The sequence below is a fragment of the Hassallia byssoidea VB512170 genome, from assembly GCF_000817785.2.
Taxonomy (GTDB): Bacteria; Cyanobacteriota; Cyanobacteriia; order Cyanobacteriales; family Nostocaceae; genus Hassallia; species Hassallia carrinoi.
This window is the reverse complement of record NZ_JTCM02000028.1, coordinates 14,821-41,483: the sequence shown is the minus strand read 5'-3', so window position 1 is coordinate 41,483 and position 26,663 is coordinate 14,821. Positions and strand designations below refer to the sequence as shown.

22 protein-coding genes and 1 pseudogene are annotated in these 26,663 nt (G+C 40.8%); 16 read left to right on the top strand and 7 right to left on the bottom strand.

Annotation, left to right across the window (positions count from 1 at the left end):
- Window positions 1-137: 137 nt before the first annotated feature.
- Entirely contained in the window at window positions 138-917 is a 780-nt protein-coding gene (locus tag PI95_RS14630) for a hypothetical protein (protein ID WP_039754850.1), read from the bottom strand.
- A gap of 286 nt (window positions 918-1,203) precedes the next feature.
- On the opposite strand from PI95_RS14630, the gene petJ reads away from it, so the two are divergent.
- Window positions 1,204-1,521, top strand: coding sequence for a cytochrome c6 PetJ (gene petJ / locus PI95_RS14625; protein ID WP_371641016.1), 318 nt, complete (start codon window positions 1,204-1,206; stop codon window positions 1,519-1,521).
- 28 nt (window positions 1,522-1,549) lie between these two features.
- Window positions 1,550-2,569, top strand: a complete 1,020-nt coding sequence (locus tag PI95_RS14620) for an aldo/keto reductase (protein ID WP_039754847.1) — start codon at window positions 1,550-1,552, stop codon at window positions 2,567-2,569.
- A 78-nt stretch (window positions 2,570-2,647) separates the two neighbouring features.
- Here PI95_RS14620 and PI95_RS14615 read toward each other — a convergent pair whose 3' ends face one another.
- On the bottom strand, window positions 2,648-3,691 hold the full coding sequence (locus PI95_RS14615; protein ID WP_039754846.1) for a hypothetical protein: 1,044 nt from the start codon (window positions 3,689-3,691) through the stop codon (window positions 2,648-2,650).
- Window positions 3,692-4,180: 489 nt separating this feature from the next.
- On the opposite strand from PI95_RS14615, the gene ppsA reads away from it, so the two are divergent.
- Together ppsA and PI95_RS14605 are read left to right on the top strand one after the other, a co-directional pair.
- Window positions 4,181-6,760, top strand: coding sequence for a phosphoenolpyruvate synthase (gene ppsA / locus PI95_RS14610; RefSeq protein ID WP_039754845.1), 2,580 nt, complete (start codon window positions 4,181-4,183; stop codon window positions 6,758-6,760).
- 214 nt (window positions 6,761-6,974) lie between these two features.
- A complete protein-coding gene (locus tag PI95_RS14605) occupies window positions 6,975-7,463 on the top strand; it encodes a hypothetical protein (RefSeq protein WP_039754844.1) in 489 nt (162 codons plus the stop codon).
- An 84-nt stretch (window positions 7,464-7,547) separates the two neighbouring features.
- Here the strand turns inward: PI95_RS14605 and PI95_RS14600 are convergent, their stop codons facing one another.
- Together PI95_RS14600 and PI95_RS14595 are read right to left on the bottom strand one after the other, a co-directional pair.
- Window positions 7,548-8,510, bottom strand: coding sequence for a M23 family metallopeptidase (locus PI95_RS14600; protein ID WP_039754843.1), 963 nt, complete (start codon window positions 8,508-8,510; stop codon window positions 7,548-7,550).
- Window positions 8,511-8,527: 17 nt separating this feature from the next.
- A complete protein-coding gene (locus PI95_RS14595; protein WP_039754842.1) occupies window positions 8,528-9,826 on the bottom strand; it encodes a TolB family protein in 1,299 nt (432 codons plus the stop codon).
- Window positions 9,827-10,138: 312 nt separating this feature from the next.
- Between PI95_RS14595 and PI95_RS14590 the strand changes: the two genes are divergently transcribed.
- The 8 genes and pseudogenes from PI95_RS14590 to PI95_RS14555 all read left to right on the top strand — a co-directional run bounded on the left by PI95_RS14590 (window position 10,139) and on the right by PI95_RS14555 (window position 18,307).
- The gene (locus tag PI95_RS14590) at window positions 10,139-10,927 is read left to right on the top strand and encodes a PhzF family phenazine biosynthesis protein (RefSeq protein WP_039754841.1); all 789 of its coding nucleotides are present in this window, start codon (window positions 10,139-10,141) and stop codon (window positions 10,925-10,927) included.
- 24 nt (window positions 10,928-10,951) lie between these two features.
- Complete coding sequence (locus tag PI95_RS14585; protein ID WP_039754840.1) at window positions 10,952-11,503, top strand: GNAT family N-acetyltransferase; 552 nt, start codon at window positions 10,952-10,954, stop codon at window positions 11,501-11,503.
- Window positions 11,504-11,574: 71 nt separating this feature from the next.
- Window positions 11,575-11,793 (top strand): annotated as a pseudogene (locus PI95_RS14580) (PhzF family phenazine biosynthesis protein); the annotation flags it as partial.
- Window positions 11,794-11,814: 21 nt separating this feature from the next.
- On the top strand, window positions 11,815-12,366 hold the full coding sequence (locus PI95_RS14575) for a GNAT family N-acetyltransferase (RefSeq protein WP_039754839.1): 552 nt from the start codon (window positions 11,815-11,817) through the stop codon (window positions 12,364-12,366).
- A gap of 140 nt (window positions 12,367-12,506) precedes the next feature.
- Window positions 12,507-14,006: a dolichyl-phosphate-mannose--protein mannosyltransferase gene (locus PI95_RS14570; protein ID WP_039754837.1), complete on the top strand. Its 1,500-nt coding sequence runs from the start codon at window positions 12,507-12,509 to the stop codon at window positions 14,004-14,006.
- A gap of 253 nt (window positions 14,007-14,259) precedes the next feature.
- A complete protein-coding gene (locus PI95_RS14565; RefSeq protein ID WP_039754836.1) occupies window positions 14,260-16,566 on the top strand; it encodes a sensor histidine kinase in 2,307 nt (768 codons plus the stop codon).
- Window positions 16,511-16,957 (top strand): response regulator, encoded by a 447-nt coding sequence (locus tag PI95_RS14560; RefSeq protein WP_039754834.1) that lies wholly within the window; start codon window positions 16,511-16,513, stop codon window positions 16,955-16,957. Before PI95_RS14565 ends, PI95_RS14560 begins: the two co-directional genes overlap by 56 nt.
- A 174-nt stretch (window positions 16,958-17,131) precedes the next feature.
- A complete protein-coding gene (locus PI95_RS14555) occupies window positions 17,132-18,307 on the top strand; it encodes an ATP-binding protein (protein ID WP_063842477.1) in 1,176 nt (391 codons plus the stop codon).
- A 151-nt stretch (window positions 18,308-18,458) separates the two neighbouring features.
- On the opposite strand, the gene trmB is transcribed toward PI95_RS14555, so the two are convergent.
- The gene (gene trmB, locus PI95_RS14550; protein WP_039754997.1) at window positions 18,459-19,100 is read right to left on the bottom strand and encodes a tRNA (guanosine(46)-N7)-methyltransferase TrmB; all 642 of its coding nucleotides are present in this window, start codon (window positions 19,098-19,100) and stop codon (window positions 18,459-18,461) included.
- Window positions 19,101-19,473: 373 nt separating this feature from the next.
- Here trmB and PI95_RS14545 point away from each other — a divergent pair, with 373 nt between their 5' ends.
- A complete protein-coding gene (locus PI95_RS14545) occupies window positions 19,474-20,574 on the top strand; it encodes a metallophosphoesterase family protein (RefSeq protein ID WP_039754830.1) in 1,101 nt (366 codons plus the stop codon).
- A 307-nt stretch (window positions 20,575-20,881) separates the two neighbouring features.
- Here the strand turns inward: PI95_RS14545 and PI95_RS14540 are convergent, their stop codons facing one another.
- Window positions 20,882-22,102 (bottom strand): FIST signal transduction protein, encoded by a 1,221-nt coding sequence (locus tag PI95_RS14540; RefSeq protein ID WP_039754828.1) that lies wholly within the window; start codon window positions 22,100-22,102, stop codon window positions 20,882-20,884.
- A 27-nt stretch (window positions 22,103-22,129) separates the two neighbouring features.
- Window positions 22,130-22,336 (bottom strand): hypothetical protein, encoded by a 207-nt coding sequence (locus PI95_RS14535; protein ID WP_163518898.1) that lies wholly within the window; start codon window positions 22,334-22,336, stop codon window positions 22,130-22,132.
- A 266-nt stretch (window positions 22,337-22,602) separates the two neighbouring features.
- Between PI95_RS14535 and PI95_RS14530 the strand changes: the two genes are divergently transcribed.
- The 3 genes from PI95_RS14530 to PI95_RS14520 all read left to right on the top strand — a co-directional run bounded on the left by PI95_RS14530 (window position 22,603) and on the right by PI95_RS14520 (window position 26,604).
- Window positions 22,603-22,848 (top strand): Calvin cycle protein CP12, encoded by a 246-nt coding sequence (locus PI95_RS14530; protein WP_039754825.1) that lies wholly within the window; start codon window positions 22,603-22,605, stop codon window positions 22,846-22,848.
- Between the two features lie 393 nt (window positions 22,849-23,241).
- Entirely contained in the window at window positions 23,242-23,838 is a 597-nt protein-coding gene (locus PI95_RS14525) for a DUF3177 family protein (RefSeq protein WP_039754823.1), read from the top strand.
- A gap of 270 nt (window positions 23,839-24,108) precedes the next feature.
- On the top strand, window positions 24,109-26,604 hold the full coding sequence (locus PI95_RS14520) for a two-partner secretion domain-containing protein (RefSeq protein ID WP_039754821.1): 2,496 nt from the start codon (window positions 24,109-24,111) through the stop codon (window positions 26,602-26,604).
- The last annotated feature ends 59 nt before the right edge of the window (window positions 26,605-26,663 follow it).

The following is a 26,663-nucleotide window of genomic DNA, read 5'->3' as shown; positions in this document are numbered from 1 at the left end:
ATTGTTATATTGCAAAAAAATAGCCGACGACTGAAGTCGCGACTACAAAAACAAAGTCCGCCTACGCGGACTTAATATCTAAAAGCCTACGCAGGTAGGCTTTGTTCGTATAGCCCTACCCTTCCAGGGTAGGTGTTCTATTTGTGAGATTTATCAGAATGTTCTTTAAATGAGTTAACCGCTGTTGACAGCAACTCCCGCAAAATTAGTTTTACCTGACGTTCTTTTTTAGCGATGGAAGAACCGGCTTCACCGAGTTTATCTTCTAACTGCGATCGCTGTTGTGCTACCTGTGTAGCCAGTGTTTCCGCTTGCGGACGAGCTTTATCATACCAGGTCTTAGCCTCGTCTAGATAGCCTTTAACTTCTTCACCGCGTCCACCGTAACGTGCAGCTAAGTTAGCTCTGACAATGGCTAGCTGCGCTTGCAATTGAGCGTAACGTTTCTTTAATAATGCGGCTTCATCGCTGTTTTTGATAGTGTTTACAGCCGAGTCAACGACAGTTTTGCTATTAGCATTTTCTTTGCCGGTCTGTTCAACTTCTGTTAAAATGCCATCAATTTCTTGCTGAAGTTGTTCTTCTTCATTATCCAGTTTTGCCTGGAGTTGCTTCATTTCTGCTTGAGTTTTAGCAATGACTTCGTGTCTTTTGCTATTAACAGCTTCCAGCGCTCCTTCAATTGAGGCTGTCACTTCTTCTTTAACTTCGCTACCTTTTTCTTGTAAATTTTCAATGACGGTAGAAACAGCTTCTCTGACAATCGTGCGAAGTTCTGTGGAACCTTCTTTAAACTCAGAGGTGACTTGAGAAACTGCGGATTTGACAATTTCTCGAATGCGATCGGCTCTAAGTTGTCCGGCTTCTTTGGCTTGTTTGATGTCGGTTGTAATTTGTTCTTTGATATTGTTAGGCATGGTACTATTCTAGTGTAGATAATTTGGATCTCTAAAAGTTAAAATTCTTAGACATGATGTTGTATTTACATTTTGGCGCAGTATTTCCGAGCTTGGCACTTCCTTTAGGTAGAAAAATATCAACGTAAGTTCCTAATTATATGGTTAGGGCTGGTAATCGGTAATGGAAAAAAAAATTAACAATTAGCACGTTCCCAATTACCAATTACCAATTAGCAATTTACTTACTTGTATGACGTTACACTTAGTGAGATAATTATTATCTACTGTGTAAAGGGTTATCAAAGTGATAATATTACTTATATTAATATTATTAAATCTTAACTTCATATCTCCGGCTTTAGCAGACGATATTAATGGCACACAAATTTTTAGCGTTCATTGCGCTGGATGCCATATTAATGGTAGCAATATTATCAGGCGGGGTAAGAATTTGAAAATGAAAGCGCTGAAGAAAAATCATATGGATTCAATCGAGGCGATCGCATCCATCGTAACTAACGGCAAAAATAATATGTCGGCTTACAAAGACCGCTTAACTGAACAGCAAATTCAAGATGTAGCTGCATACGTTCTCGAACAAGCAGAAAAAAACTGGCGTTAATCAAATAATCTAAAATCCCAAATCCAAAATGGTATTACCAACATCAAGTCGTCTACAATTCACTTCTGATTTAAACATTTGCCGGATATTAAATGGAATGTGGCAAGTTTCTGGGGGACACGGACGCATTTACCCACCCACCGCCATCGAAACAATGTTTAAATATATGGATGCGGGCTTTACTACTTGGGATTTAGCAGACCATTATGGTCCAGCGGAAGACTTTATTGGTGAGTTTCGCCGTCAATTAATTGCTACTCGTGGCAAAGAAGCTTTATCTAACCTGCAAGCTTTCACAAAATGGGTTCCTCGACCTGGAAAAATGACTAAAAAACTGGTGGAGGAAAATATCAATATCTCCCTCAGAAGAATGGATGTGGAATCATTAGATTTAATGCAGTTTCACTGGTGGGAATATAGAGATAAAAACTATTTAGATGCCCTAAAATATATGACAGAACTTCAAACTGAGGGAAAAATTAAGCATTTAGCTTTGACAAACTTTGATACTGAACATTTACAAATCATTACCGAAGCAGGTATCAAAATAGTTTCTAACCAAGTGCAATTTTCTTTAGTTGACCGTCGTCCGGAAGTGAAAATGATTAAGTTTTGTCAAGAACACGACATCAAACTTTTTACTTACGGCACAGTTTGTGGTGGTTTATTATCAGAAAAGTATTTAGGTAAACCCGAACCGCGAAGCTCTTACCTTGAAACGGTAAGCTTAAGAAAATACAAAAATATGATAGATGCGTGGGGTGGTTGGAGTTTATTTCAAGAATTGCTTTCTACATTGAAACAAATTGCTGATAAGCATGGTGTGAGTATTTCTAACGTAGCAGTGCGTTACATCTTAGATAAACCAGCATTAGCTGGTGTAATTGTTGGTGCGAGACTTGGTGTTTCTGAACATATAGAAGATAATGCCAGAATATTTAATTTAACACTTGATGCTGAGGATAGCTTAAGACTTAATTCTATATCTCGCAATTCACGCGATTTGTATCAAATTATCGGCGATTGTGGCGATGAATATAGAAAATGATAAATCGCTGGGAATGCCCTTTATTATAAAGAGCATTCCAATAAGCGCAAATTGCCCAATTTTAATTTGATTTTCAAACTAAGTGAACTCTATCGTCTCAACAAACCCCAAAATGTTCTGCTTAATGTGATATGCTTCTTCTTCTAGAGAACCGCGAGTTTCATCTTCCAAATAGCTGCGTTGATAGCTGACTATATACAAAAATTCACCATTAAAAAATGACAAAAGACCCCGGTACGCATCCATCCTGGTAGCAGTTCCGTTATTTTCTTGCTTAGAAATCGTTGAACCTTTGGGCATATTAACTAACATAAAATAAGCCCCATCCATTGTTTCTTCTAAATATTCGTTTTGCTCCACCTTAGCATCTGGTAAATTGTCAGAAATCGCTTGAGGCACATACTTATCTATCAGAACCGATTGCAGATATTTTTCCAGTCCCATAGACTCGATTTCTTCCTCTTCTTCGGGGGTTAAAGCATAATAATCGATTCTGAACAAAGTACCATAGTCATCAGAAAAGCCAACTACTCCTTCTTGATGTTGAACCCTACCACCTCGTTGCGACTCAACTGGAATCGGCACAATAAAATTACCTAAAGGTGATTCATACGCTTCCAGGTCAGAGTCTAGTAGTGTTTCGTTTTCGTCTGAATATTCTTCATTTTCAGCTTCTTCATAAGCAGCGATTACTTCCTGTATAATTTCCTGCGCTTCTTCTTCTTCTAGATCCAAAGCTTGCTGTAACTTTTTCAACAAAGGCGTTTTTGCTTGAGGAATAATTAGTTGTTCTTCATCTATAACCATCAACACGCCGGCAGCAAAAGCGTCTAGTATTAATTCATCTGAAAGAAAATCATTGGCGGTATTAAACAACGTTCCGATACCTTCATCCTCAGCAATACCTATAAGTCTATAGACAACTTCTGATATTTCCTCTTCTGAGTATTCCTCAAATACCTCAAATTCCCAGAGGATCATGGCTATATCTTCTGCATCCACATCTTCAACAGAAGAATCAGCTGCTGCGGTGACAACGGCGATCGCTGCTACCGCTTCTTCTGGAGTCAGTACTTGTTCTGATTTCTCTTGCGAGTTAAAAATGTTGTCATACTTGCCCATGATTGCTTCCTCCTTAAATGGCTAATGAGTGATAAGTGAGTGTCACTGAAATAATTAGTAGGTATCTGTAATGCTCAAACACAACTAGGAACTATAGTACACAGCTAAGTAACATTCATACAAAAAAATTTTTGATGAATTGGGATAATTATTTTAAGTTTAATAAACATTTCAATTTTATTTATTAGTCTAAGCGCCAAGTCCGGCAAGAGAAAAACAGATATATGACATAATTGAGTTATATAATTATCTCGCTAAAAGCTAATATTTTCATATATTTGACATAGCTTTATATTTGTCATTCTTGGAGAAATCGACGATTTGTTGAGAAGACGACCCAATAAAAAATCAAGGTTTTACCCCAAAGTGATAAAACAGGGATAGTGAAACTAGACAAAATCTGAAGTAAATTACAAATTAGAGTAGCTAACCAAAATAAAGAATTAGAGCGCACTCTTGACCAAAAAATATATTTAAGAGGAAATACTAATGGTAATAGTATCTAAAAATCCTTTAACTGTTTCAGCAAAAGAGCGATCGCTCATTCTCTGGTTTGATGAAGTCGGGATTGCTTCTATTCCTCTAGTTGGCGGTAAAAATGCCTCACTGGGGGAAATGATTCAACAACTGACACCGAAAGGCGTTAACGTTCCTACCGGGTTCGCGACAACAGCGTATGCGTATCGGTATTTCATCGAATCAGCCGGATTAGAAGAAAAACTGCGGGAATTGCTGGAAAACTTGGATGTTGAGGATGTAACAAATTTACGCGAACAAGGAAGAAAAGCGCGATCGCTATTAATGCACACACCATTTCCTAAAGAATTGCGGCAAGCGATTAGTGAAGCTTATCAAAGTTTATGCGATCGCTACAACGCAGACACCGACGTAGCCGTGCGTTCCAGCGCTACCGCTGAAGACTTACCCGATGCTAGTTTTGCCGGACAGCAAGAAACTTATCTTAACGTTACCAGCATCCAAGGAGTTTTAGCCGCCTGTCATCGCTGCTTTGCTTCCCTATTTACCGATCGCGCTATTTCCTATCGCCACACCAAAGGATTTGACCATTTTAACATTGCCCTTGCCGTAGGCGTGCAAAAAATGGTGCGCTCTGACTTAGCAACCTCTGGGGTGATGTTCTCCATTGACACAGAAACCGGCTTCAAAGACGCAGCAATAATTACAGCTGCTTACGGCTTAGGTGAAAACGTCGTTCAAGGAACAGTTAACCCCGACGAATATCAAGTTTTTAAACCAACTTTAAAAGCAGGTTTCCGCCCAATCGTCGATAAAAGATTGGGTACTAAAGAATTAAAAATGGTTTATGATGACGGCTCAAAACTTACCAAGAACGTACAAGTTTCCGCAAACGACAAAGCTAAATTTGCCCTGGCAGATGACGATATTTTACAACTAGCTAATTGGGCATGTTTAATAGAAGACCATTATTCCCAAGTTCACGGCAAATTCACCCCGATGGACATCGAATGGGCAAAAGATGGCATTACCAACGAATTATTTGTTGTGCAAGCGCGTCCGGAAACAGTGCAATCTCAGAAAGCGCAGAATGTCTTGCGGAGTTATCGATTAGTGGGGGGAGAGGGAGGACAGGGGGGACAAGGGGGACAAGGGGGACAAGGGGGACAAGGGGGACAAGGAGAACTCCTAACTCCTAACTCCTCACTCTTAACTCCTAACTCCTCACTCTTAACTCCTAACTCCCCACTCCCCACTCCCCACTCCCCACTCCCCCTAGTCACCGGTCGCGCTGTCGGAGAAGCTATTAGCCAAGGCAAAGTTCACCTGATTTTAGATGTTAATAAAATCCATGAATTTAAAGCCGGGGAAATTTTAGTAACAGAAAGAACCGATCCCGATTGGGAACCGATTATGAAACGCGCTAGTGCGATTATTACTAACTCCGGTGGGCGCACGTGTCATTCCGCAATTATAGCCAGAGAATTGAATTTACCGGCAATTGTTGGCTGTGGTAATGCAACACAAGTCTTGAAAAATTATCAAGAAGTAACAGTTTCTTGTGCTGAAGGAGAAGAAGGACGAGTTTATGAAGGTTTATTGCCTTTTGAAGTCAACGAAATTCAATTAGAAAACTTGCCCCGCACCCGCACGCAAATTTTAATGAATGTGGGTAATCCTCAACAAGCATTTAGTTTATCTACAATTCCTAATGATGGGGTCGGTTTAGCGCGGACAGAGTTTATCATCGCCAATCAAATTCAAATTCATCCGATGGCTTTGATTTATTTTGACAAGTTAGAAGATAAAATTGTTCAAGGTAAAATTGACGAAATAACTGCACTATATGACGATAAACCACAATATTTTGTCGATAAATTAGCCCAAGGTATCGGCAGAATTGCCGCTGCATTTTATCCCAAACCTGTGATAGTGCGGATGTCAGATTTCAAGAGTAATGAATATGCCAATTTGTTAGGTGGGAGACAATTTGAACCCCACGAAGAAAACCCGATGCTGGGTTGGCGAGGAGCAGCGCGTTATTATGATAAAGGCTATAGAGAAGCTTTTGCTTTAGAATGTCAAGCGATTAAGCGAGTACGCGAAGACATGGGTTTAACTAACGTTATCCCGATGATTCCTTTTTGTCGCACCCCCGATGAAGGGCGTTTGGTATTGACAGAAATGGCAAAAAATGGTTTAAAACAAGGTGTCAACAACTTGCAAGTTTACGTAATGTGCGAGTTGCCCAGTAATGTAATTATGGCTGAAGAGTTTGCCGAAGTATTTGATGGCTTCTCGATAGGTTCTAATGATTTAACTCAGCTAACACTGGGGTTAGATCGAGATTCGGCATTAGTAGCGCGGTTGTTTGATGAGCGCAGTGAAGGAGTAAAGCGTATGATTAAAATGGCGATCGCATCTGCGAAAAAGAAAAATCGCAAAATCGGCATTTGCGGACAAGCACCCAGCGATTACCCAGAATTTGCTCAATTTTTAGTAGAACAAGGTATCGACTCAATCAGCCTTAATCCAGATTCGGTTTTAAAAACAATGCTGGAAATTGCCAAAGTCGAAAATCTTGAAGCTTGAGTTAAAGCGCTAATCTAGATTTCCAAGTTAAATGGCACTAATTATTATAAAATTAGTGCCATTGATCTGTAATTTAAAAAAAATATGTGCAACTTTTAAATTCTCAAATAAGTCATTAAAAATACTTCCTATTAAAAAGGATAATGTTTTTTCATCGGAGGAGTAACATACCTTGTTGCTACTAAAAATAAATTTCATCAATGGAATTACAAAAATGTATTTTAAAAGTCTAAAGCACTTGACCTTAGTTCTAGTTCTTCCTATTGTAAGTTTAGGGATATTAACTGCCTGCGTTCAAGGTAGAAGCGAAACTGCAACGGCTGACGGGTCGCCACCATCTAAACCTAACATGATACTTAACGTAAAACGCGAGGCTGGGGCATGTCCACAGACAGTCGGGATTTGGACTTTTATGCTTCCCTTTGAAGGTGGTGCAGAACATACCGCCGTTGCTGACATTAGGAGTGCTAGGTTGGTAGCCTCAGGTAAGAAATTTGTGGAATATGAAGCACCGTTGCGGCAATCCTATGCATCCTGTGTCGGCATCGCTAAGTCGGAAAGACCTAACGTTTACAATTTCCAGTTTCGGAATGGAAAGGTTTATTTCCGCCTGGATTTGAACCAATCAACATTAAATACCACAATCACATATCAGGGAACAGGCGGGCTGCGTCCTTATGTGCGTTGGATAGCTGGAGAATAGCTTAAGAACAACTGAATTTCCAATCTTTAAAACACAAAAAAGACCTAGCACTTACTAGGTCTTTTTGCATTATCCAACTGATTTTTATTGCCTAGTGTTTGTAAAATAATCAAATTGATTAGAGGTTGAGTTGGGATCAAAATCTGGTTGGGCGAATTTGGGGTTATGGAATGCCCAATAGTAATTTACCCCAGGCTTATTTTTGATATTTGAACGAACTACTCGTACCATCCAATCAACTTGCGTACCTACCGGATATATGGTACTCAAATCCGCATAGTATCTATAAACACCACCACCAGATGTTGCTGTCTTCATTGCCCAGGCATTGGTACCCGACTTCCGGTGGAAAACCACAGCGTCTCCGTTATCAATCGCACCATAACCATATGTGTCGTCATATGCATACGCATAGAAAGCTGCTGTTTTACCACCGTCCCAAGTTGAGTAGGAAATAAAGTCAAGCTTCTTACCATTATTCCATTCAAATGGATAGGTTCGATAAAACGGTTCGTTACGTACCCAATAATCAGGACGACCAGTATTGGCAGAGTCTTGTTTCATCACACCAAAGTGGAGATGTGCACCTACTTTTCCGCCTTCATTTCCAGAATATGCAATGGTTGTTACTGTGTTGACATAGTTACCTACTTGTACAAAAATATCGGCAAGATGGTCATAGCGCACATATACATTATCATTCTGTATACCGTCTCCATTAATGTCTAGTTGTATATCAACTTCATGTTCACTGTCACTGACATAAGTGATCCAACCCCTTTCAATGGGATAAACGTATGTACCATAGGGTGCTGCAATGTCAGTTCCCTGGTGTGGATTCGTATAACCAGTAGGAACCTCCCGTGGTTGATTGTATTTACTGATTACGTCCCAAATGTCAGCTGTGGGAGTTTCTAAATTCACTGTTCCAGAGCCAGTTGTAGTCCCTGCAAATTTTTGCGTATAGTCGATTGCCATTGTAGGCAATGGTGCAAGGAGACTCAATCCCATTACCATTGCTGATGTTGTCTTAAGTAACTTCTTCATGATTTACACTCCTCACCTTAAAATGCTGACATCAAAAGCGTTTCTGATGTCGAATTCTGCAAATTCAAATTTCGACTTTCAACAGGCACAGCCAACTCATCACCAACCCATTTCACCGTCATACGACCATAAAATGTTTTGCCTTGGGGCAGTTCTAAACGTTTTGCATTCTTATTTTGCAGATTATAAACAAACAAGCTTTCTACACCTGTTTTCCTATTAACTAGAGCAATTGCAATACGTGTGCCATCCGCTGAAAAATCTACTTGTCCAGTACCTAGACTTTCCTCAGCAGGTAATTGATAAAGTAATTCAGATGTTCCAGTAGAAGTGTTTAGTGCATACAGATCAGCATCCGTGCTATTTCGTTTGGTATATAACACAGTTTGACGGTCATCACTTTGTGCAATAAAGTCACCACTTACAAGTTCTTGTCTTTGCTTTGTTTTAGGAGCGATAGCAACTAAAGCACCAGTTCCACCCCCATGATTGTACTCGTTAATTAGAATTCGATTATCTGCTGTCCAACCTAGAATATGAGGAGTAACGTTGTCTGTTTCATATACTTTGGACTCTTGGTTGGTAGCAACATCATGAATCCATACACCAATGTGGTTAGTTTCAATTTGGTCACGGTTTGACATGAAAGCAATGGTGCTACCATCTGATGACCAATTCGGCTGCTTTGCCCAGTAGAGAATGCGCCCATTCTCAATACCTAAATCAGGCAAATCTTTTTTCCTTTGAAAAGTTGCATATCTTGCCTGCTCATCACTAAGCGCTTTCACTTGCAGCGTTTTCGTGTCCAAAATGTATAAACCATCGTTATATTGAAACAACTGTTGTGAAGCATCCGTTGGCTTGGGAATCAAACGGGGAGTTTTAGAACCAGGTTCAGCAACAAAAAATTGTCCATTATTGCCTTCATAGGAAAGCAAGTCAAGCGTGTATTCTTGAGCAGTAATCTCATCTTTAAATTTAACTTCCTGACGGTTAAACGCTTTACTTGATTTGTTTTTTTGCTGCTTGTCAAAACCAATTAGTTTTGTTTTGTACACTTGACGATGCACATTTTTATCTTCAGTTAATTGAGGGTTTTGCCCTAATAGGTCACTCAGTTGGTTTTTTTGTTTATGACTCGGCAGTTCCAAAAAAACTGCCTCTTGTCCATTTTCCTCTAGAAGCATCACTGGAGTGGTTGTTAAGACGCTAGTATCAGAAACATTGGTTGTTGCCTTTTGTCCCGTAACGTTGAGAATTGAAGCGACTGTTAGCAAGGAACCAGCGGAAATTAGCAGTAACTTTTTATAAATCATGTGGTTACTTGTTTGTTTATTAACCCCCTTTAGCTTTTGCTATGCTCTACGTGGCAGCGTAATTTGACTGATAAAATTGACTCAATTTCATATCGTACTTAAATTATTTGAGTAAATGTACGGTAATGCAGTAGAGGTTTTTAATTTTGTAGGATATCTGTAGAATTGTTTGATAGCTGGGTTCTAATGTTACTTCCGTTAACTTTAAAGGCGGTACTATTTAGGACTGGCTACAATTGGACACCCATAAACACCAGTGGGGTTGAAAAAGATTCAACCGTTCATCGACAGAAAATATACCCACCTCGATACATGAAACAAACCATCATCCAAGTAGATGCCTTCACCGCCAAACCTTTTGCCGGCAATCCTGCCGCAGTCTGTGTATTATCAGCACCACAAGATGACATCTGGATGCAAAATGTCGCCCAAGAGATGAATCTTTCCGAAACGGCTTTTTTGCTACCCCAAGCCGAAGGATACAACCTACGCTGGTTTACGCCATCTGTGGAAGTTGATTTGTGCGGTCATGCTACCTTAGCCAGCGCTCATGTATTATGGTCAGAAGGACATTTATCGCCCGAAGAAACAGCCCAATTTCATACTCGCAGCGGATTGTTAACAGCGCAACTACAAGGTGAATGGATTGAATTAAATTTTCCCAGCAAGCTGACAGAAACAGCAACCGCACCAGAAGAATTAACTAAAGCTTTGGGAGTGAAATTTAAATATGTAGGAAAAAATAACTTTGCCTATTTAGTGGAAGTGGAATCAGAGGCGATCGCTCGCAATCTCAAACCAGATTTTACCTTATTAGAAACTTTGTCTACCAAAGGTGTAATTGTCACCAGTCGCGCCGATACCGCAGAATATGATTTTGTCTCGCGCTTTTTTGCTCCGAAAGTTGGTATCAATGAAGACCCGGTTACAGGTTCTGCTCATTGTTGTCTTGCACCATATTGGAGCGATCGCCTCGGTAAAAATGAATTCATCGCTTATCAAGCTTCAGCGCGAGGTGGAGTAGTGCGAGTTCGTCACGCCGGGGAACGAGTATATTTAGGAGGACAAGCAGTTACTGTTTTGCGTGGTGAACTTTGCTAAAAACTAAATTTAGGCAATTTTCCGATGACAATTTTTGAAACCGAACGTTTAATTGTTCGTAATTGGATACCAGAAGAAGACGCAGAACAAGCGTTTGAAATTTACGGCGATCCTGAAGTTACATACTTTCTAAGAACTCGTGAAACAAGCGTTGAGTCTCAACGTCAGAGTCTGATTAGAGTAGTCGAGCGATACAAACAACTTAACAACGGGACGGGGTTTTGGGCAATTGTAGAAAAGGAAACCGCAACAATTGTAGGAACTATCATTCTTAAACTACTACCCGATAACCCAGAAGATTATGAAATAGGTTGGCATTTACGGCGGGTTTCTTGGGGAAAAGGGTATGCGACAGAAGCAGGACGAAGTATGCTTTCCTATGGATTTGATGTTCTACAATTGCCAGTAATTTATGCTGTCGTTAAGCCAGAAAATCATGCCTCAATCCGCGTAACACAGCGATTGGGGATGAAACCAATAGGGCGGACAAACAAATATTACAATGTTGAACTGCTCTTGTTTCAACTAGATGCACCTGAAAGAATAGAAACAGACAAGGAGACAACCAACCACTAACAACGCTCCCACGCTCCAACGCTCCAACCAACATTAGAAACTTTGTCTGCCGAAGGTGTGATTGTCACCAGTCGCGCTTTTTTGCTTGGAAAGTCGGTATAAATGAAGACCCAGTTACAGGTGCGGCTCATTGTTGTCTTGCACCATATTGGAGCGATCGCCTCGGTAAAAATGAATTCATCGCTTATCAAGCTTCAGCGCGAGGTGGAGTAGTGCGGGTTCGTTATGGCGGGGAACGAGTGTATCTAAGCGGACAAGCAGTCACCGTTTTACGCGGCGAACTTTGCTAAAAACTAAATTTAGGCAATCCGATGACAAATCTTCTTGAAACCGAACGTTTAATTGTTCGCAATTGGATACCCGAACAAGATGCAGAACAAGCGTTTGAAATTTACGGCGATCCGGAAGTCACATACTTTCTGGGAGCTTGTGAAACAAGCGTTGAGTCACAACGTCAGAGTCTGACTAGAGAAGTCGAGCAATACCGTCAACTTAACAACGGGACTGGTGATTGGGCTGTTGTGGAAAAAGAAACTGCAAGGGTTGTGGGAGCTATAATTCTTGCACAGCTACCCGATAGCGATCGCCAGCCCACTGAAGATTATGAGATAGGTTGGCACTTTCGGCGAGCTTCTTGGGGTAAAGGGTATGCGACAGAGGCAGGAAGAGGTATGCTTTCTTACGGATTTAATATTCTGCAATTGCCAGTAATTTATGCTGTAGTGAAACCAGAACATCATGCCTCAATTCGGGTAACGCAGCGATTAGGGATGAAACCAGTAGGACGAACAAACAAGTATTACGGTATTGAACTGCTCTTGTTTCAATTAGATGCACCTGAAAGAATAGGGACTGGGGACTAGGGGACTAGGGAGACAAGGGGACAAGGGAGACAAGGGGACAAGGGGACAACCAACAACTAACCACTAACCACTAACAACCAACAACTAACCACCAACAACTAACCACCAACAAACAACAACTAACAAATGACCAATGACCAATGACTAAAAAATGGTTTTCGATAGGGATGGCGGGTATATTTTTCCTATCCCTTGCTTTGCGGTTTTGGGGACTGGGACGATTTAATACTCTTGTATTTGATGAAGTTTACTTCGCCACATTTGGTAATAACTATCTTATCCACAAGCCATTTTTTAATGCTCACCCACCGCTGAGTCAATATATCATTGGCATTGGCATTTGGATTGGCAGTCACATTCCCTTTTGGCAAGAACAAGTAAATGGGCTTGCAGGTTCGCTGCTAACTCCTTGGAGTTATCGTTGGATAAATGCCCTTACAGGTTCATTTATTCCTTTAGTTGTTGCTGGAATTGCCTATCAAATAAGTCATCGTCGCAGCTTTGCTTTTTTGGCAGGTTTATTTACAGCTTGTGATGGCATATTTCTGGTTGAGTCTCGCTATGCATTAAATAATATCTATATTGTTATCTTTGGTTTGTTAGGGCAGTGGCTTTTATTATTGGCATTAGAAAAACAAAATAAAAAACGCACTTTTTGGTTAGTTTGTTCGGGTATTGCTTTTGGTGCGTCAGCAGCTACTAAATGGAATGGTTTATGGTTTTTGCTGGGCGCTTATTTCATTTGGATAACAGCTTGGTTAATTCGTTTGGTGCAGGCGTTTTATTTGGGGAAAAATAAGCAGGTATTAGATGAATTTAACGTATCAGATAGTTATCGTGACGGCAATTTAAAATTAAATGCAGTTCAGACACCGTTACAAAAATTAACGCAGCTAAATGTTTTTCAGATGCTGTTTTTTTTAGGAATTATCCCCGCTTTCATCTACAGCATCATCTGGATTCCTCACCTGCAACTAGATAAAAGGTTCGACTTTATTAAAGTACATCAGGAAATTTTGAAGTTTCACTTACAACTAGGTGGGAATACTCCTGATGTGCATCCATATTGTGCTGCGTGGTACAAATGGCCCTTGATGACTCGACCAATGGCGTATTATTATCAAACGGCTTTAAGTTTAAATGAACCACTACCTGTAATGGGACCACCTTTACCCCCCGGAACTGCGAAAGTTCTTTATGATGTTCATGCGATGGGTAATCCTTTTTTGTGGTGGTTTGGTCTGGCGAGTTTGTTATTTTTAGTTGGGATAATAGTATGGCAATTTGTCAACTTTTTGGTGAAGCCAAAGCGTTTTTCTGCTGCTGCACCTATTTGTATTGATACTTGGATTGCTTTATTTTTAGTTTTAAATTATCTGGCAAATTTATTACCTTGGGTAGAAGTGACGCGGTGCGTTTTTATCTACCATTATATGCCTGCTGTGGTGTTTACATTTTTAGCGATCGCCTGGTTTGTAGACCACTGTATCCGCAGTTATCACTTATATCTTCGCGCTGTCGGTGTCACCATCACCTTCATCATTCTAGTTGCCTTTGTTTTCTGGATGCCGATTTATTTGGGTTTACCTGTTTCTCCTGATGCTTATAAATTGCGAATGTGGTTTGACTCGTGGATTTAAAACAGTAAAGAGTCATAACTTATAATTTCGTATAAATACTTCATAAATCATAACTTTTCACTTGAGTGACTGCTCTATATTATTTAATAATTCTTATGTGCAGACAAATTTGTTGCTTGTTACACTACAAAAACGCAAGCATCTGCAAGTTAATTTCAGAGTTATAAAATTACCGAAGTGGAAATTATGATAGGTAATTAAAATCTATCAATATTTAATTTTTGATACTCCCAAATAAAAGAGGATAATCATCATGACAATAGAATTACCAGAAGTCAGCATTAATTTAACAAGCTTGAAAGAAGCACCGATTCATATCTCTGGTAAAATTCAACCTCACGGAGTTCTTTTAGTCTTAGCAGAAGCAGACTTGAAAATATTACAAGTTAGCAGTAATACATCAAAGATTTTCGGAATTACTCCCGAAAATATGTTAGACAAAAAACTAGAAGACTTACTCGACTCATTCCAAGCAGAGAAAATCAAAGCCGGACTCGCAGACGAAAATCTAGATTTCATCAACCCGACAAAAATTTGGTTGAGAAAAAAAGGTGATGAATACGTAGTATTTGATGCAGTTTTCCACCGCAATAAAGAAGGATTTTTGATTCTAGAATTAGAGCCGACTATTTATCAGGAGAATATCCCATTTTTAAGCTTTTATCACTTAGCTAGAGCATCTATCAACAAACTGGAAGCAACATCAAATTTGCGTGACTTTTCTCAAATCATTGTCCAGGAAGTCAGAAAAGTCACTGGATTTGACAGAGTGATGCTATATAAATTTGATGACGATGGTCATGGTTCGGTCATTGCTGAAGAAAAAATAGAAAATCTGGAATCATACTTAGGTTTGCACTATCCAGAGTCAGATATTCCTAAACCCGCAAGAAAATTATTTGTCTCAAATTCAATTAGATTAATCCCGGATGCAAACTCTCAACCTACACAAATATTACCCGTTAATAATCCGGTTAGCCAGCGTCCGCTTGATTTAACTAACTCGATTCTTAGAAGCGCTTCACCTTGTCATATAGAGTATTTACATAATATGGGTGTAGGTGCTTCTTTGACTATTTCTTTAATTAAAGAAGGAAAGCTTTGGGGACTAATTGCTTGTCATCATCAATCAGCCAAGTATGTTTCTTTCGAGTTGCGAAAAGCTTGCGAATTTTTAGGACGGTTAATCTTTTCCGAAATTTCTGTCAGAGAAGAAACTGAAGATTACGATTATCGGATGAAGTTGACATATATCCAATCAGCTTTGATTGATTATATGTCCCAAGAAGAAAACTTTATTGATGGTTTAGTTAAGCACGATCCAAATATACTAGAATTGACGAGCGCTCAAGGTGCAGCCGTTTGTTTTGGAGAAAAATGCACGTTAATAGGTGAAACTCCCAGCGAAGAAGACTTGAATTATTTAGTTCAATGGCTAAAGAATAACGTTGAAGAAGAAGTTTTCTATACAGATTCTCTGCCGCATATTTATCCAGATGCGGAAAGATATAAGAATGTTGCTAGTGGATTATTAGCGATTCCTATTTCTAAGCGAAATTATGTTTTGTGGTTTCGTCCAGAAGTAATTCAAACTGTTAATTGGGGTGGCGATCCGAATAATGCGTTTGAGGTGAATCAGTCACAGGGAGATGTCCGTCTGTGTCCGCGTAAATCTTTTGAATTGTGGAAAGAAACAGTTCGGTTAACGTCTTTACCCTGGAAATATGTAGAAATAAAAGCAGCATTAGAATTGAGAAAAGCGATTGTGAATATTGTCTTGCGACAAGCTGATGAACTTGCCCAGTTAGCTCACGATTTAGAACGTTCTAATGCTGAATTGAAAAAGTTTGCTTATGTCGCTTCTCATGATTTGCAAGAACCGCTCAATCAAGTAGCGAATTATGTGCAATTATTGGAGATGCGCTATCACGAAGAACTTGACGAAGATGCCAAGGAATTCATCAATTTTACTGTAGAAGGTGTCAGCCTGATGCAGACGCTAATTGATGATGTGTTGGCATATTCTAAAGTGGATATGCAAGCGATTGATTTTGAGTTAACTGAGGTGAACACAGCTTTAGTGCGTGCGTTAGGCAGTTTGCGGGGACGCATTGGAGAAACTAAAGCCGTGATTACCCATGAAGAAATGCCAAGCATCATGGCTGACAGCACCCAACTGATGCAGTTGTTTCAGAATTTGATTGGTAATGCGATTAAATTCCGCAGCGACAAATCGCCAGAAATTCATATTGCTGCTTCTCGGCTAGAAGATGATTGGCTATTTTCAGTGCGAGATAATGGAATTGGCATCGATCCACAGTTTAGCGATCGCATTTTTGTGATTTTCCAACGCTTGCACACACGGGATGAATATCCCGGCACAGGTATGGGTTTAGCTATCTGTAAAAAAATTGTCGAATGCCACCGGGGACGGATCTGGGTAGAGTCCCAACCGGGTGAAGGGGCAACCTTCTACTTTACGATTCCAGTCAGAGGACGCGATCGTGAGCGCAGAAACGGAAGAAAAGCACAAAACCATCTTTTTGGTAGAGGACAATAAAGCCGATATCCGGTTAATTAAAGAAGCCTTAAAAAACAGCTTGGTGCCGCACGAGGTCGTAACGGCTAGAGATGGCATGGACGCAATGGCTTATTTACGTCAAGAAGGTGAGTATGCTAATGCAACTCGCCCCGACCTCATCCTGCTAGATTTAAACTTGCCCAAAAAAGATGGTCGAGAAGTGCTAGCAGAAATTAAAAGCGACCCCAAGCTGAAACGCATTCCCGTGGTAGTGCTGACAACTTCCAGAAACGAGGATGACATTTTCTACAGTTACGACTGGCATGTAAATTGCTACATCACCAAATCGCGTAACATCAACGAACTATTCCAAATCGTCAAGGGAATTGAAGAATTTTGGCTCTCTACCGCTACCTTGCCACGGGAGTGAGGGGGAGGGGGGGAGGGGGACAAGGGGGACAAGGGGGACTCCTAACTTCTAACTCCCAACTCCCAACTCCTGACTCCTAACTCCCCACTCCCCACTCCCCACTCCCAACTCCCAACTCCTAACTCCTAACTCTTGAAGCACTTACTATTTTCCAGGGGGTGAAATCAGGTGGTTATACCTGGAAGCTCTTTAAAAATATTGTTAATTGAGGACAATCTGGCAGAAGCTAGGTTGTTACAAGAGTTTCTGATGCAAACCCAGTCCAAACAGTTTAATTTACTGCATGTCAAACGATTGGGGGAAGCTGTTAAAGAACTAAATAAATCTATTTACGATGTTATTTTGTTGGATTTAACTTTACCTGACAGCGAAGGATTGTCATCTCTGCCGATTTTAATTAATCTTGTGCCTAGTGTACCGATTGTGGTATTAACAAATACGAACGACGAAAAATTAGCTATTGAAGCAGTTCGTCGGGGAGCGCAAGATTATCTAGTCAAGCGACATGTGAGTGTGGATGTGTTGGTGCGATCGCTATGTTATGCGATCGAGCGCAAGCAGGTTTTAGAAACATTACGCGCTGATAATCAAACTTTAGAAACTCGCGTTCAAGAAAGAACAAACGAACTGGTGAAAGCTAAAGAAATCAATCAGTTCAAATCTGAATTTGTCTCCATGCTCTCTCACGATATTCGCAATCCTTTAAATACTATCCTTTTAGCTGCTGGATTGCTGCAAAATGATGACGACAAAGTAACTAAAGAGAAAAAACTCTCTCATTATCAGATGATTCGCTCCGCTATCAAAAATATGGCACATCTGTTGGATGAAGCTTCATTCATCGGCAAAGCTGATTCAGATAAACTTGAATGTCAATTAATGCCGATGAATTTGGAAGGTTTATGCCGTGAAATAGTTGCAGAAAATCAACTAGCTGCTAATGAGAAATATCTTAGTCTGATTTTTACAACTCAGGGTGAATTAAAAGAAGCTTTAGCCGATGAAAGTTTACTGCGGCACATTTTGGGTAATTTACTTAACAATGCTATAAAATATTCGTTACCGAGCGGTACAGTGCTATTTGAATTAATTCGTCAGGAGAAAACAGTAATTTTCCGCATTCAAGACTCTGGTATTGGCATTCCTGAAGAAGACCAAAAGCAACTTTTTCAGCCTTTTCATCGAGCCGATAATGTTGGGAAAATTCCTGGCACTGGTTTGGGATTAGCGATTGTGAAAAAGTGTGTAGAAAGACATAAAGGTGAGATTTCAGTTAGTAGTGAAGTTGGAGTAGGCACAACTTTTACTGTCACCTTACCGCTGATAAGTGCTGAAGCTGTTAACAGTTAACTTATTTACTGACATTATTAAATATAAAATAAAATTATGATTTCGTAGTGAGCGATTTATCGCTCTGGGCAAGCATTTTAAGGACTAAAGTCCTTACTACGATTAGTTCTCATACTTAATATTATTTCTTTGTTGTACTAAAGAATGTTGATTAACTGCTGACTCTTGTAAACAAAGCCCGATAAACAGATTCACCCCGTGACAGCACATATTCTTCCCTTTCTGTAGAGACTGGTAGCGGATTTTCGGCTAACCATTCTTCAGCATGTTCTCTAACAAAAGCTGGATGTTCGCTAAAGCGATCGCACATTTCCTCAGCCACAAACTTAATATCCGATTGCAAAAATACCGTTCCCCTAGGTGCGAGATAATTCGCCAATTCTGCGACTAATTCTGGTTGTACAACTCGCCGTTTTGCGTGACGATTTTTAAACCACGGATCGGGAAATTGAATTGTGACGCACTGTAAAGTTTTATTAGGTAGAGAAGATAAAAGCGAGGATACTGAATTATTTACATTACAAAATAAATAATGCAAATTAGTTAAACCCAACTCATCACGCAATTTATTCGCGTCAATTACCAAAGGTTCGCGAATTTCCAAACCGAGAAAATTCCAGTTTGTTTCTAACTGTGCCATACTCAACAAAAACCGTCCCCGTGCAGAACCAATATCTAAATGAAGCGGTTGATTTAGCAGGGGATAAACTTTTTCCCATTCTACAGGATTCGCTGGTGTTTGATACTTCTTTGCTAGTGGATTTACATGTTGACGGACTCGACGAACTCGCAATGCCAAAATCAACTCTCCTTTCAGTTAATAAAACAGAATTCAAAAGTCAGAATTACGGATGAAAAATAAATAATATCTTATTTACAGGACTTACGCAAAACTAAAGTAGGGGACCCTTCATGAAGGGTTCCCTACCTAAATTCAAGGTTTTAACGACTTTTTGCATAAGTCCTAATTTATTCTGACATTAGTGGTTAGTACAACAATCACCACTCAGCAATTAACTACTAACTACTAACAACCACCAATTACCAATTACCCAATTTGTATATAAATATTAAGCGGGATCGCTTCTACGCAGCATGACAAAGCAAGAGTTATACTTCTTTAAAAAGAGCTTTTTTACTTTGTTTTTAACATTCTCCTTACTACAATGACTCTAAATTTTCGCTTTGCCATAGTCAGCGACTTACACCTAGCGCTTCCCCACACAATCTGGAATCATCCCAGCCGATTTCATTTGGTGGAAGTCAGCATTCCCGCGTTTGAAAGTGTATTGGAACACTTAACACAACTGAATTTAGATTTCCTCTTACTTCCAGGAGATTTAACTCAACACGGTGAACCAGAAAATCATATTTGGTTGCAAAAACGTTTGGCTGAATTACCTTTTCCAGTCTACGTTGTTCCTGGCAATCATGATGTTCCTGTCCTTACAGCAGATGAACAATCAATTGGTTTTGCCGATTTCCCACTTTATTATCGCAAGTTTGGTTATGACGATCCTGACCAACTTTACTACACTTGTCAGTTGCTACCTGGAGTCAGACTGATTGGTTTGAATTCTAACTCTTTTAATGACCAAGGTCAGCAGGTAGGACGTTTAGATATCCAACAACTAAATTGGTTAGAAGAGGTCTTAGCAGCTGCAAATGATGAATTAGTATTGGTAATGGTGCATCACAATGTTGTTGAGCATTTGCCTAACCAATCGCGTCACCCAATGGCAAATCGCTATATGTTGGAAAATGCACCACAATTGTTGCAAATATTAAAGCGCTACAAAGTTAGTTTAGTATTTACAGGACATTTGCACGTTCAGGATGTTGCCTACTCAGAAGGTGTATACGATATAACTACAGGCTCTTTAGTCAGCTATCCACATCCTTATCGCGTATTAGAGTTTCATCGGGATAATCACGGAAGAGATTGGTTGCAAATTGCCTCGCATCGGGTGGAATCAGTACCGGATTTCCCGAAATTGCAACAAACCTCACGAAAATGGATGGGCGATCGCTCTCTTCCCTTCTTACTCAAACTGCTAACTTTACCTCCATTAAACTTACCATCAGCCCAGGCAGAAGAACTAGCCCCGAATTTGCGCGACTTCTGGGCAAATATTGCCGATGGGGATGCTTTATTTAACTACAACAATTTTCCACCAGAAGTAAGCCGCTACTTTCAGAAATATGGCGCGATCGCCACTTCTGGCACACCTGCCCTTATAGATAACAACAGCACCCTGCTGCTTTAAGGGACTAGGGAGTGGGGAGTGGGGAGTGGAAAGTGGGGAGTGGGGAGTGGAAAGTGGGGAGTGGGGAGTGGGGAGTGGTCAAGGGTCAATAGTCAATAGACTTTTGACTTTTGACTTTGGACTTTTGACTCTTGACTTTTGACTTTGGACTTTTGACTCTTGACTCTTGACTTTTGACTCTTGACTCTTGACTTTGGACTCTTGACTTTTGACTTTTGACTTTTGACTCTTGACTCTTGACCTTTGACTTTGGACTTTTGACTCTTGACCTTTGACTTTTGACTTTCTACTCCCCACTCCCTACTCCCTACTCCCCAGTAAAGAGTTCCCGGCAAATTCCAAACACTGAAGTGTAACCGTGGAGAAAGGTGCTACCAGCAACAGGACCAATTTCGCCACCGCAGAAAAATCCACCTATGGGAATATCGTTGAGATAGCGCCTAAATAGCTGAGAATCAAAATTAGGTTTACCGTAGAGTCCTTCACCTCGTCCCAAACAAGAAAACATCAACGCTGCAACCGCAGAGGGTTCAGAAGCGCTTTGGTCTTGATACTGTTGTAAAAGTAATTCTAAGTCCTCAGCGGAGGCTTCAGCATCGCGCAGGTGGAATTGCAAGCGCTGTCCGGGACGAACGCGATCGCCAATTGCGATCGCTCCGGCTGATGGATCTACACCTAGAATACCGCGAATTAAAAAATCTCCCTGCTGCAAAGCCAATTTAAACTCATCCATAGCCACACCGACAAACAGTGAGTTTTGTGCCAGCATTCTATCGGCATCGCTGAGACTGCCGATCAAATCTCTTAACACTACCAGCGGCACTTGTTCATCGAGTTCGATAATGATATTGCGATCGGCTTTTGTTACTTGTAAAGGCTTGCCAATCGGTCGGCATCCTTGCGCCACAATAGTTTCTAAAACAATATTACCAGTTAAAGCCAAGCCAACCGTTCCTTCACGATACAGGCGATCGTTACAAAATAGCGCAATCCGACCATTCATACCACCGCCGCTAGCCTGTCCCCCCACCGTCACCGATCCTGGATAAGCAAAATCCAGCCCCTGCAATAAATCATTAATTCCCGAAGAAAACGAACCAGACAGCAAGATAAACTGAGGCGTAGGAGATGAAGGTACACCCACCAAATCAAGCCAAGGATTTGGCGGACCATCCAAATCGGGTAATTCTTCCGCAACAATATGAAACGGTTGAATATTCACCCCAGGAAGGTGCGCCAAAGTCAAGCTCAAAGCTGGTTCTGCTTCTAATTCTTGAGTTTGTCCCTTATCTGTCGTGCCAATGACACCGCCACCACTACAGCCAATTAACACAGGTACTGAAAGTTTCTCAGCCAGCAAAGGCAAAAGCCGAGAATATTCACTCGTAAAAGCAGACGAAATGAAAACCAGCCCTAGATCCGCAGGCGCTGTTAACGACGAGACAGCGCGTTGTACCACATCTGCAACAGCTGCTTCTAAAGAAGGACGGGTTGATAGGGCATTTGCCCACTGCATTTGGTCTGCCATTAGTTTTCGGCTCTTTCTGTATTTAGGCTAGTAATTTCTTATTTTCATCTTGGGGCACATTAATTGCATCCTACAATCAGATGATGCCAACCGATTGCGAATTGGGCATAGGGCAATGGGCATTGGTAATAAATAATAGGTAATTAAGTCAAATCTCTTTCCCATGCCCGATGCCCGATGCCCGATGCCCGATGCCCATGCCCCATGCCCAATTCCCCATTCCCCATTCCCCATTCCCCATTCCCCATTCCCATCCTCTAGTACATGCATTTAAGATATTGTATAATTCGTCTTTTGTAGTAAAAGCTCCGCAAAATCTTAAAAGATAAAAGTAAATCCAGTATAGATTGCGGAGTTTGCTGTAATAGTAGTGGATTATCAGGCTAAAACACTAACTTTAACAGCTAAGTGGCTAGCGTGGTGAGCAATAATCCAAAAAAAACCTGCAATTTTAAACTTTTTCTATACTGGTATTAAGAACACATAACGAGACTAAAGCAATGACCAACATCTCAGAAACAGCTAAGTCCAATATCGATGACCAAATAGAGCAAGAGGTGGAGCAAGCTCGTACTGTCTGTGACATTTCCGGCAATAACTCCGCCGAATGTGCTGCTGCTTGGGATGCAGTAGAAGAACTGCGAGCCGAAGCCTCTCACCAACGGCAAAATAAGAAGAAAAACTCCTTAGAGCAATACTGTGATGACAACCCAGAGGCAATTGAGTGTCGAATTGACGACAACTAACAATTGAGAAAGGGCGAGTTTTTCGCTATGCAGTGGGCAAGCAACTGAGAACTGTATTACTGATAGAAAGCATTTTCACAAATGCATTCGCGCTCTTTAATCTCACTCTCTCCCCCGATAAGCATAGTCCCCGTTATTCAAAAGTTTTTATCTTCCTCAGTCTCTACTTCCCTAAGGAAGTAGAGAAAATATCTAGACTTTAGTTTTGGAGGAAGAATTAAAGCAAGCAGGGAAAAGAAACGACAATGTGCTTTAAAAGTGGTGAGAGCGAGTTAAGAATTTAGCCGATTAGTGTAATGAGAGCAAACTCTCTCTTACACTGCTAGAAGTTTCTGCTAGACATTAAATATAGGGTCTGCAAGTTGCTTGTTTTTTTTGTCAACTGAGAAAATTATGGCTAATGAAGTTTGGTTTCGCCCGTTAGTGTGGATAGACTACCGACTAGCGGTATTATTCACAGTGATTATTCCCCTAATTCTTCTAATTTGGGCGTTTGTGCAAAAAGCAGAAGCGATACAACGCTTGTTAATCATTTACTGGCGAGTATCGAGTCTGTTGGCAATCTCAGTTTACTTAATGATTGGTGGGTTCGGGGTAAGTTTTATCTCAGGTCCGATGGCTCGTATCCTGATTCCGATTTCGTTATGGTTCTGGATAGATCTCAACGATGAAATTGAGTATACTCAAAGTGGTATTTTAAAGCTGATTTTTACTTCTTGGCGCTGGGCTGTGAGTGTTTATTGTGCCTTAGGCGCACTTGCTACTCTACCTTTTTTGGGTTGTGCTTTTTCGGCAAATGCCTTCGCTACCCCCTATTGTCGCGTCTGGGCGGAAGCACCGTTAATGTTTAAAGACTATTTTCATCCGAATAGCAAGCCGGGGTTTTTGGGCTTTCTCGGCATAGTTGGTTTAATAGTTTATGTAGTTTGCTTAAGCTATTTTGTCTTAATTAAGCTAGGCAAGCAGGGGCGATCGGCTACACAACAGTAACCATAAGTATAGTCGCGTTCAACAAGGAAAGAGTCAAGAGTTAATAAAACTCTTGACTTTTAGTTTTCTATAATTTTTACAAGTATTTACACTTAATAGTCAAGCTTCATATAAATACTACATTTATTAGCAGTAATATTATTTAAGTAATTAATATAATTGAGGTGTTAAACTAATTTTACATAAGTTTGCATAAATAAAGCACTATACATAATTAGTGGTATGATATGCGACTAAAATTTAGTTAAAGCTGCTACACTAATGTTTACAATGTCTGGAATCAGCACTTATTGGCATTGGTTAAAAAACTTTGGGATTGCTATAAGTAGTACGTGTGCTTTCTCTACAACTTGCGTGGCTCAAATTACCCCAGATAGCACTCTACCTAATAATTCTCGTGTAACAACAACGCCGGACAACATTAGAATCATTGAAAGAGGAACCCAAGCTGGAAGCAACTTGTTCCACAGCTTTGAACAGTTTTCTGTTCCCACTGGAAGTTCGGCTTTCTTCAACAACACTCTTGATATTCAGAATATTATTACTCGCGTAACCGGTTCATCAATTTCTAACATTGATGGTTTGATTGGTGCTAACGGCACAGCTAACTTATTTTTAATCAATCCCAATGGCATTGTATTTGGTCCCAATGCTCTGTTAAACGTTGGCGGCTCGTTTTTCGCAAGTACTGCCAGTGCACTCAAATTTGCCGATGGTACAGAGTTTAGTGCAACTACTCCTCAAACAACACCTCTACTAACGGTAAGTGTTCCCATTGGCTTGCAATTTGGTCAGACACAAGGAAAGATTCTCGTGCAAGCAGTGCCTCCCACTACAAATTTTCCTCCCTTGACATCTTCACCAAGTGTGACAGAAACACTGGAATTTGTAAACACAAGGCTAAGAGACATTTTCAGTAGACCGACTCAGCTACAGGTGTTCCCAGGTAGAACCTTGGCGCTAGTAGGTGGTGATATAGATATCGAATCTGGGAATTTAACCGCTCTAGGGGGACGGATTGAACTAGGGAGTGTCGCTAGCCCAAGTTTGGTTAGCCTAACGCCAACGATTCAAGGTTGGGCTTTGGGATATGAAGGTGTCCAAAACTTCCATAACATCCAACTATCAGGTGCAGCTACAGTCAATGCCAGTGGTAATGGTGGAGGTGATATCCAAGTGCGGGGTGGGCAAGTTACAGCAACCAATCAGTCAGTAATTTTTGCAGGCACCTTAGGTAATCAAAACGGAGGAGATATATCTATTGGGGCAAGGCAGTTAAACATTAATAATGGCTCTATTGTGGGTACTGGTACAACGGCGATAGGCAACAGTGGGAATTTAATTATTGAAACTCAGAACCTCAATATTCAAGATGGAGGCGTAGTAGAAACTGGAACTGAGGGTGTAGGTAATGCAGGAAACTTAACAATACGAGCAACAGACTCGGTGAATATAGTAAACCGAGGCTTGATCGCTACAGGCTCTCTGAACGAGGGAAATGCTGGTCAATTGACTATTGACACAAAAAATCTAAATATTTTTAATGGTGGACAAGTCCTTAATGCTACTTCATCTTCAGGAGAGGGAGGAAGTTTGGCAGTGACTGCTTCAGAGTCGGTAGAAATAGGGGGAGCCGAAAGCTTCTTGTTTACAGATACTTTTGGGTTGGAAACTGCTGGAGATTTGACGATTACCACTAAAAAGCTGATTGTTAGAGATGGAGGGCAAGTATCGTCCGCTAGTCTGGGTATAGGTTCTGCTGGAAATTTGGTCGTAAATGCCTCGGAATCGGTGGAGCTGAGTGGAATCGCGAAAATTCCCCTTATCAGTGGTGAGCGGCTAATTCCCAGTGGCTTGTTTGCCTCATCAGGAATTGAGGGATCTAGATTCATCGGCACTGGTGTCGGTGGAAACCTGAAGATTACTACTGGAAACCTAGTTGTTCGCGATGGTGCTCAAGTTAGTGTGAGCAGTCTAGGTTCAAGTGTTGCAGGTCGGCTTCAGGTACAGGCACGTTCTATTGATTTGGATAACCAAGGACAACTCATAGCCGAAACTGCGTCAGGTAACGGCGGAAATATTACACTGGATTTGCAGGACTTATTACTGTTGCGTCGCAACAGTCGGATATCCACTACCGCAGGCAGAGAAGACGCTGGTGGAGACGGTGGCAACATCACTATCAATGCTCCCAATGGCTTCATTGTTAGTGTCCCTGGTGAAAATAGCGATATTTCAGCTAATGCCTTCACTGGCAGAGGCGGCAGAATAAATATTACAGCCTCTGGCATTTATGGTATTCAGTCTCGTGCCCTAGAGACCTTAGAAAGTGACATCACTGCCAGCTCTGAACGTGGGGTGGCTGGTGTGGTAGAATTCAACACATCGGGTATCGACCCCATTCAAGGATTAGTAGAACTGCCTACAGGTTTAGTTGATAACATTAAACTAATTGCTTCTAGCTGTAATGCTTTTGCTGGTTCAGAAGGCAGTACTTTCGTCGTGACTGGACGCGGTGGTGTACCCCCCAGCCCTGATGAACCTCTTAGCAGTGATGTGGTTTGGTCAGATACTCGTCTGCCAAATATCACCGTGCAGCAGTATCGTTCAGAGAAACCCACTAATAAACCTTCAAAGCCAAAATCCGTGGAAATTGTGCCTGCTACTGGTTGGGTGTTCAACGATAAAGGAGAAGTAACGCTTATATCTTCTGCCTCCAATGCTACTGCTTTTAAAGCTACTCCTGCTAGTTGCCCTCAACGGTGAAACAGCAGATGCTAATCTACAGCGCATTCTCGATGCTTAACATACCCTAAAGGCGGTCA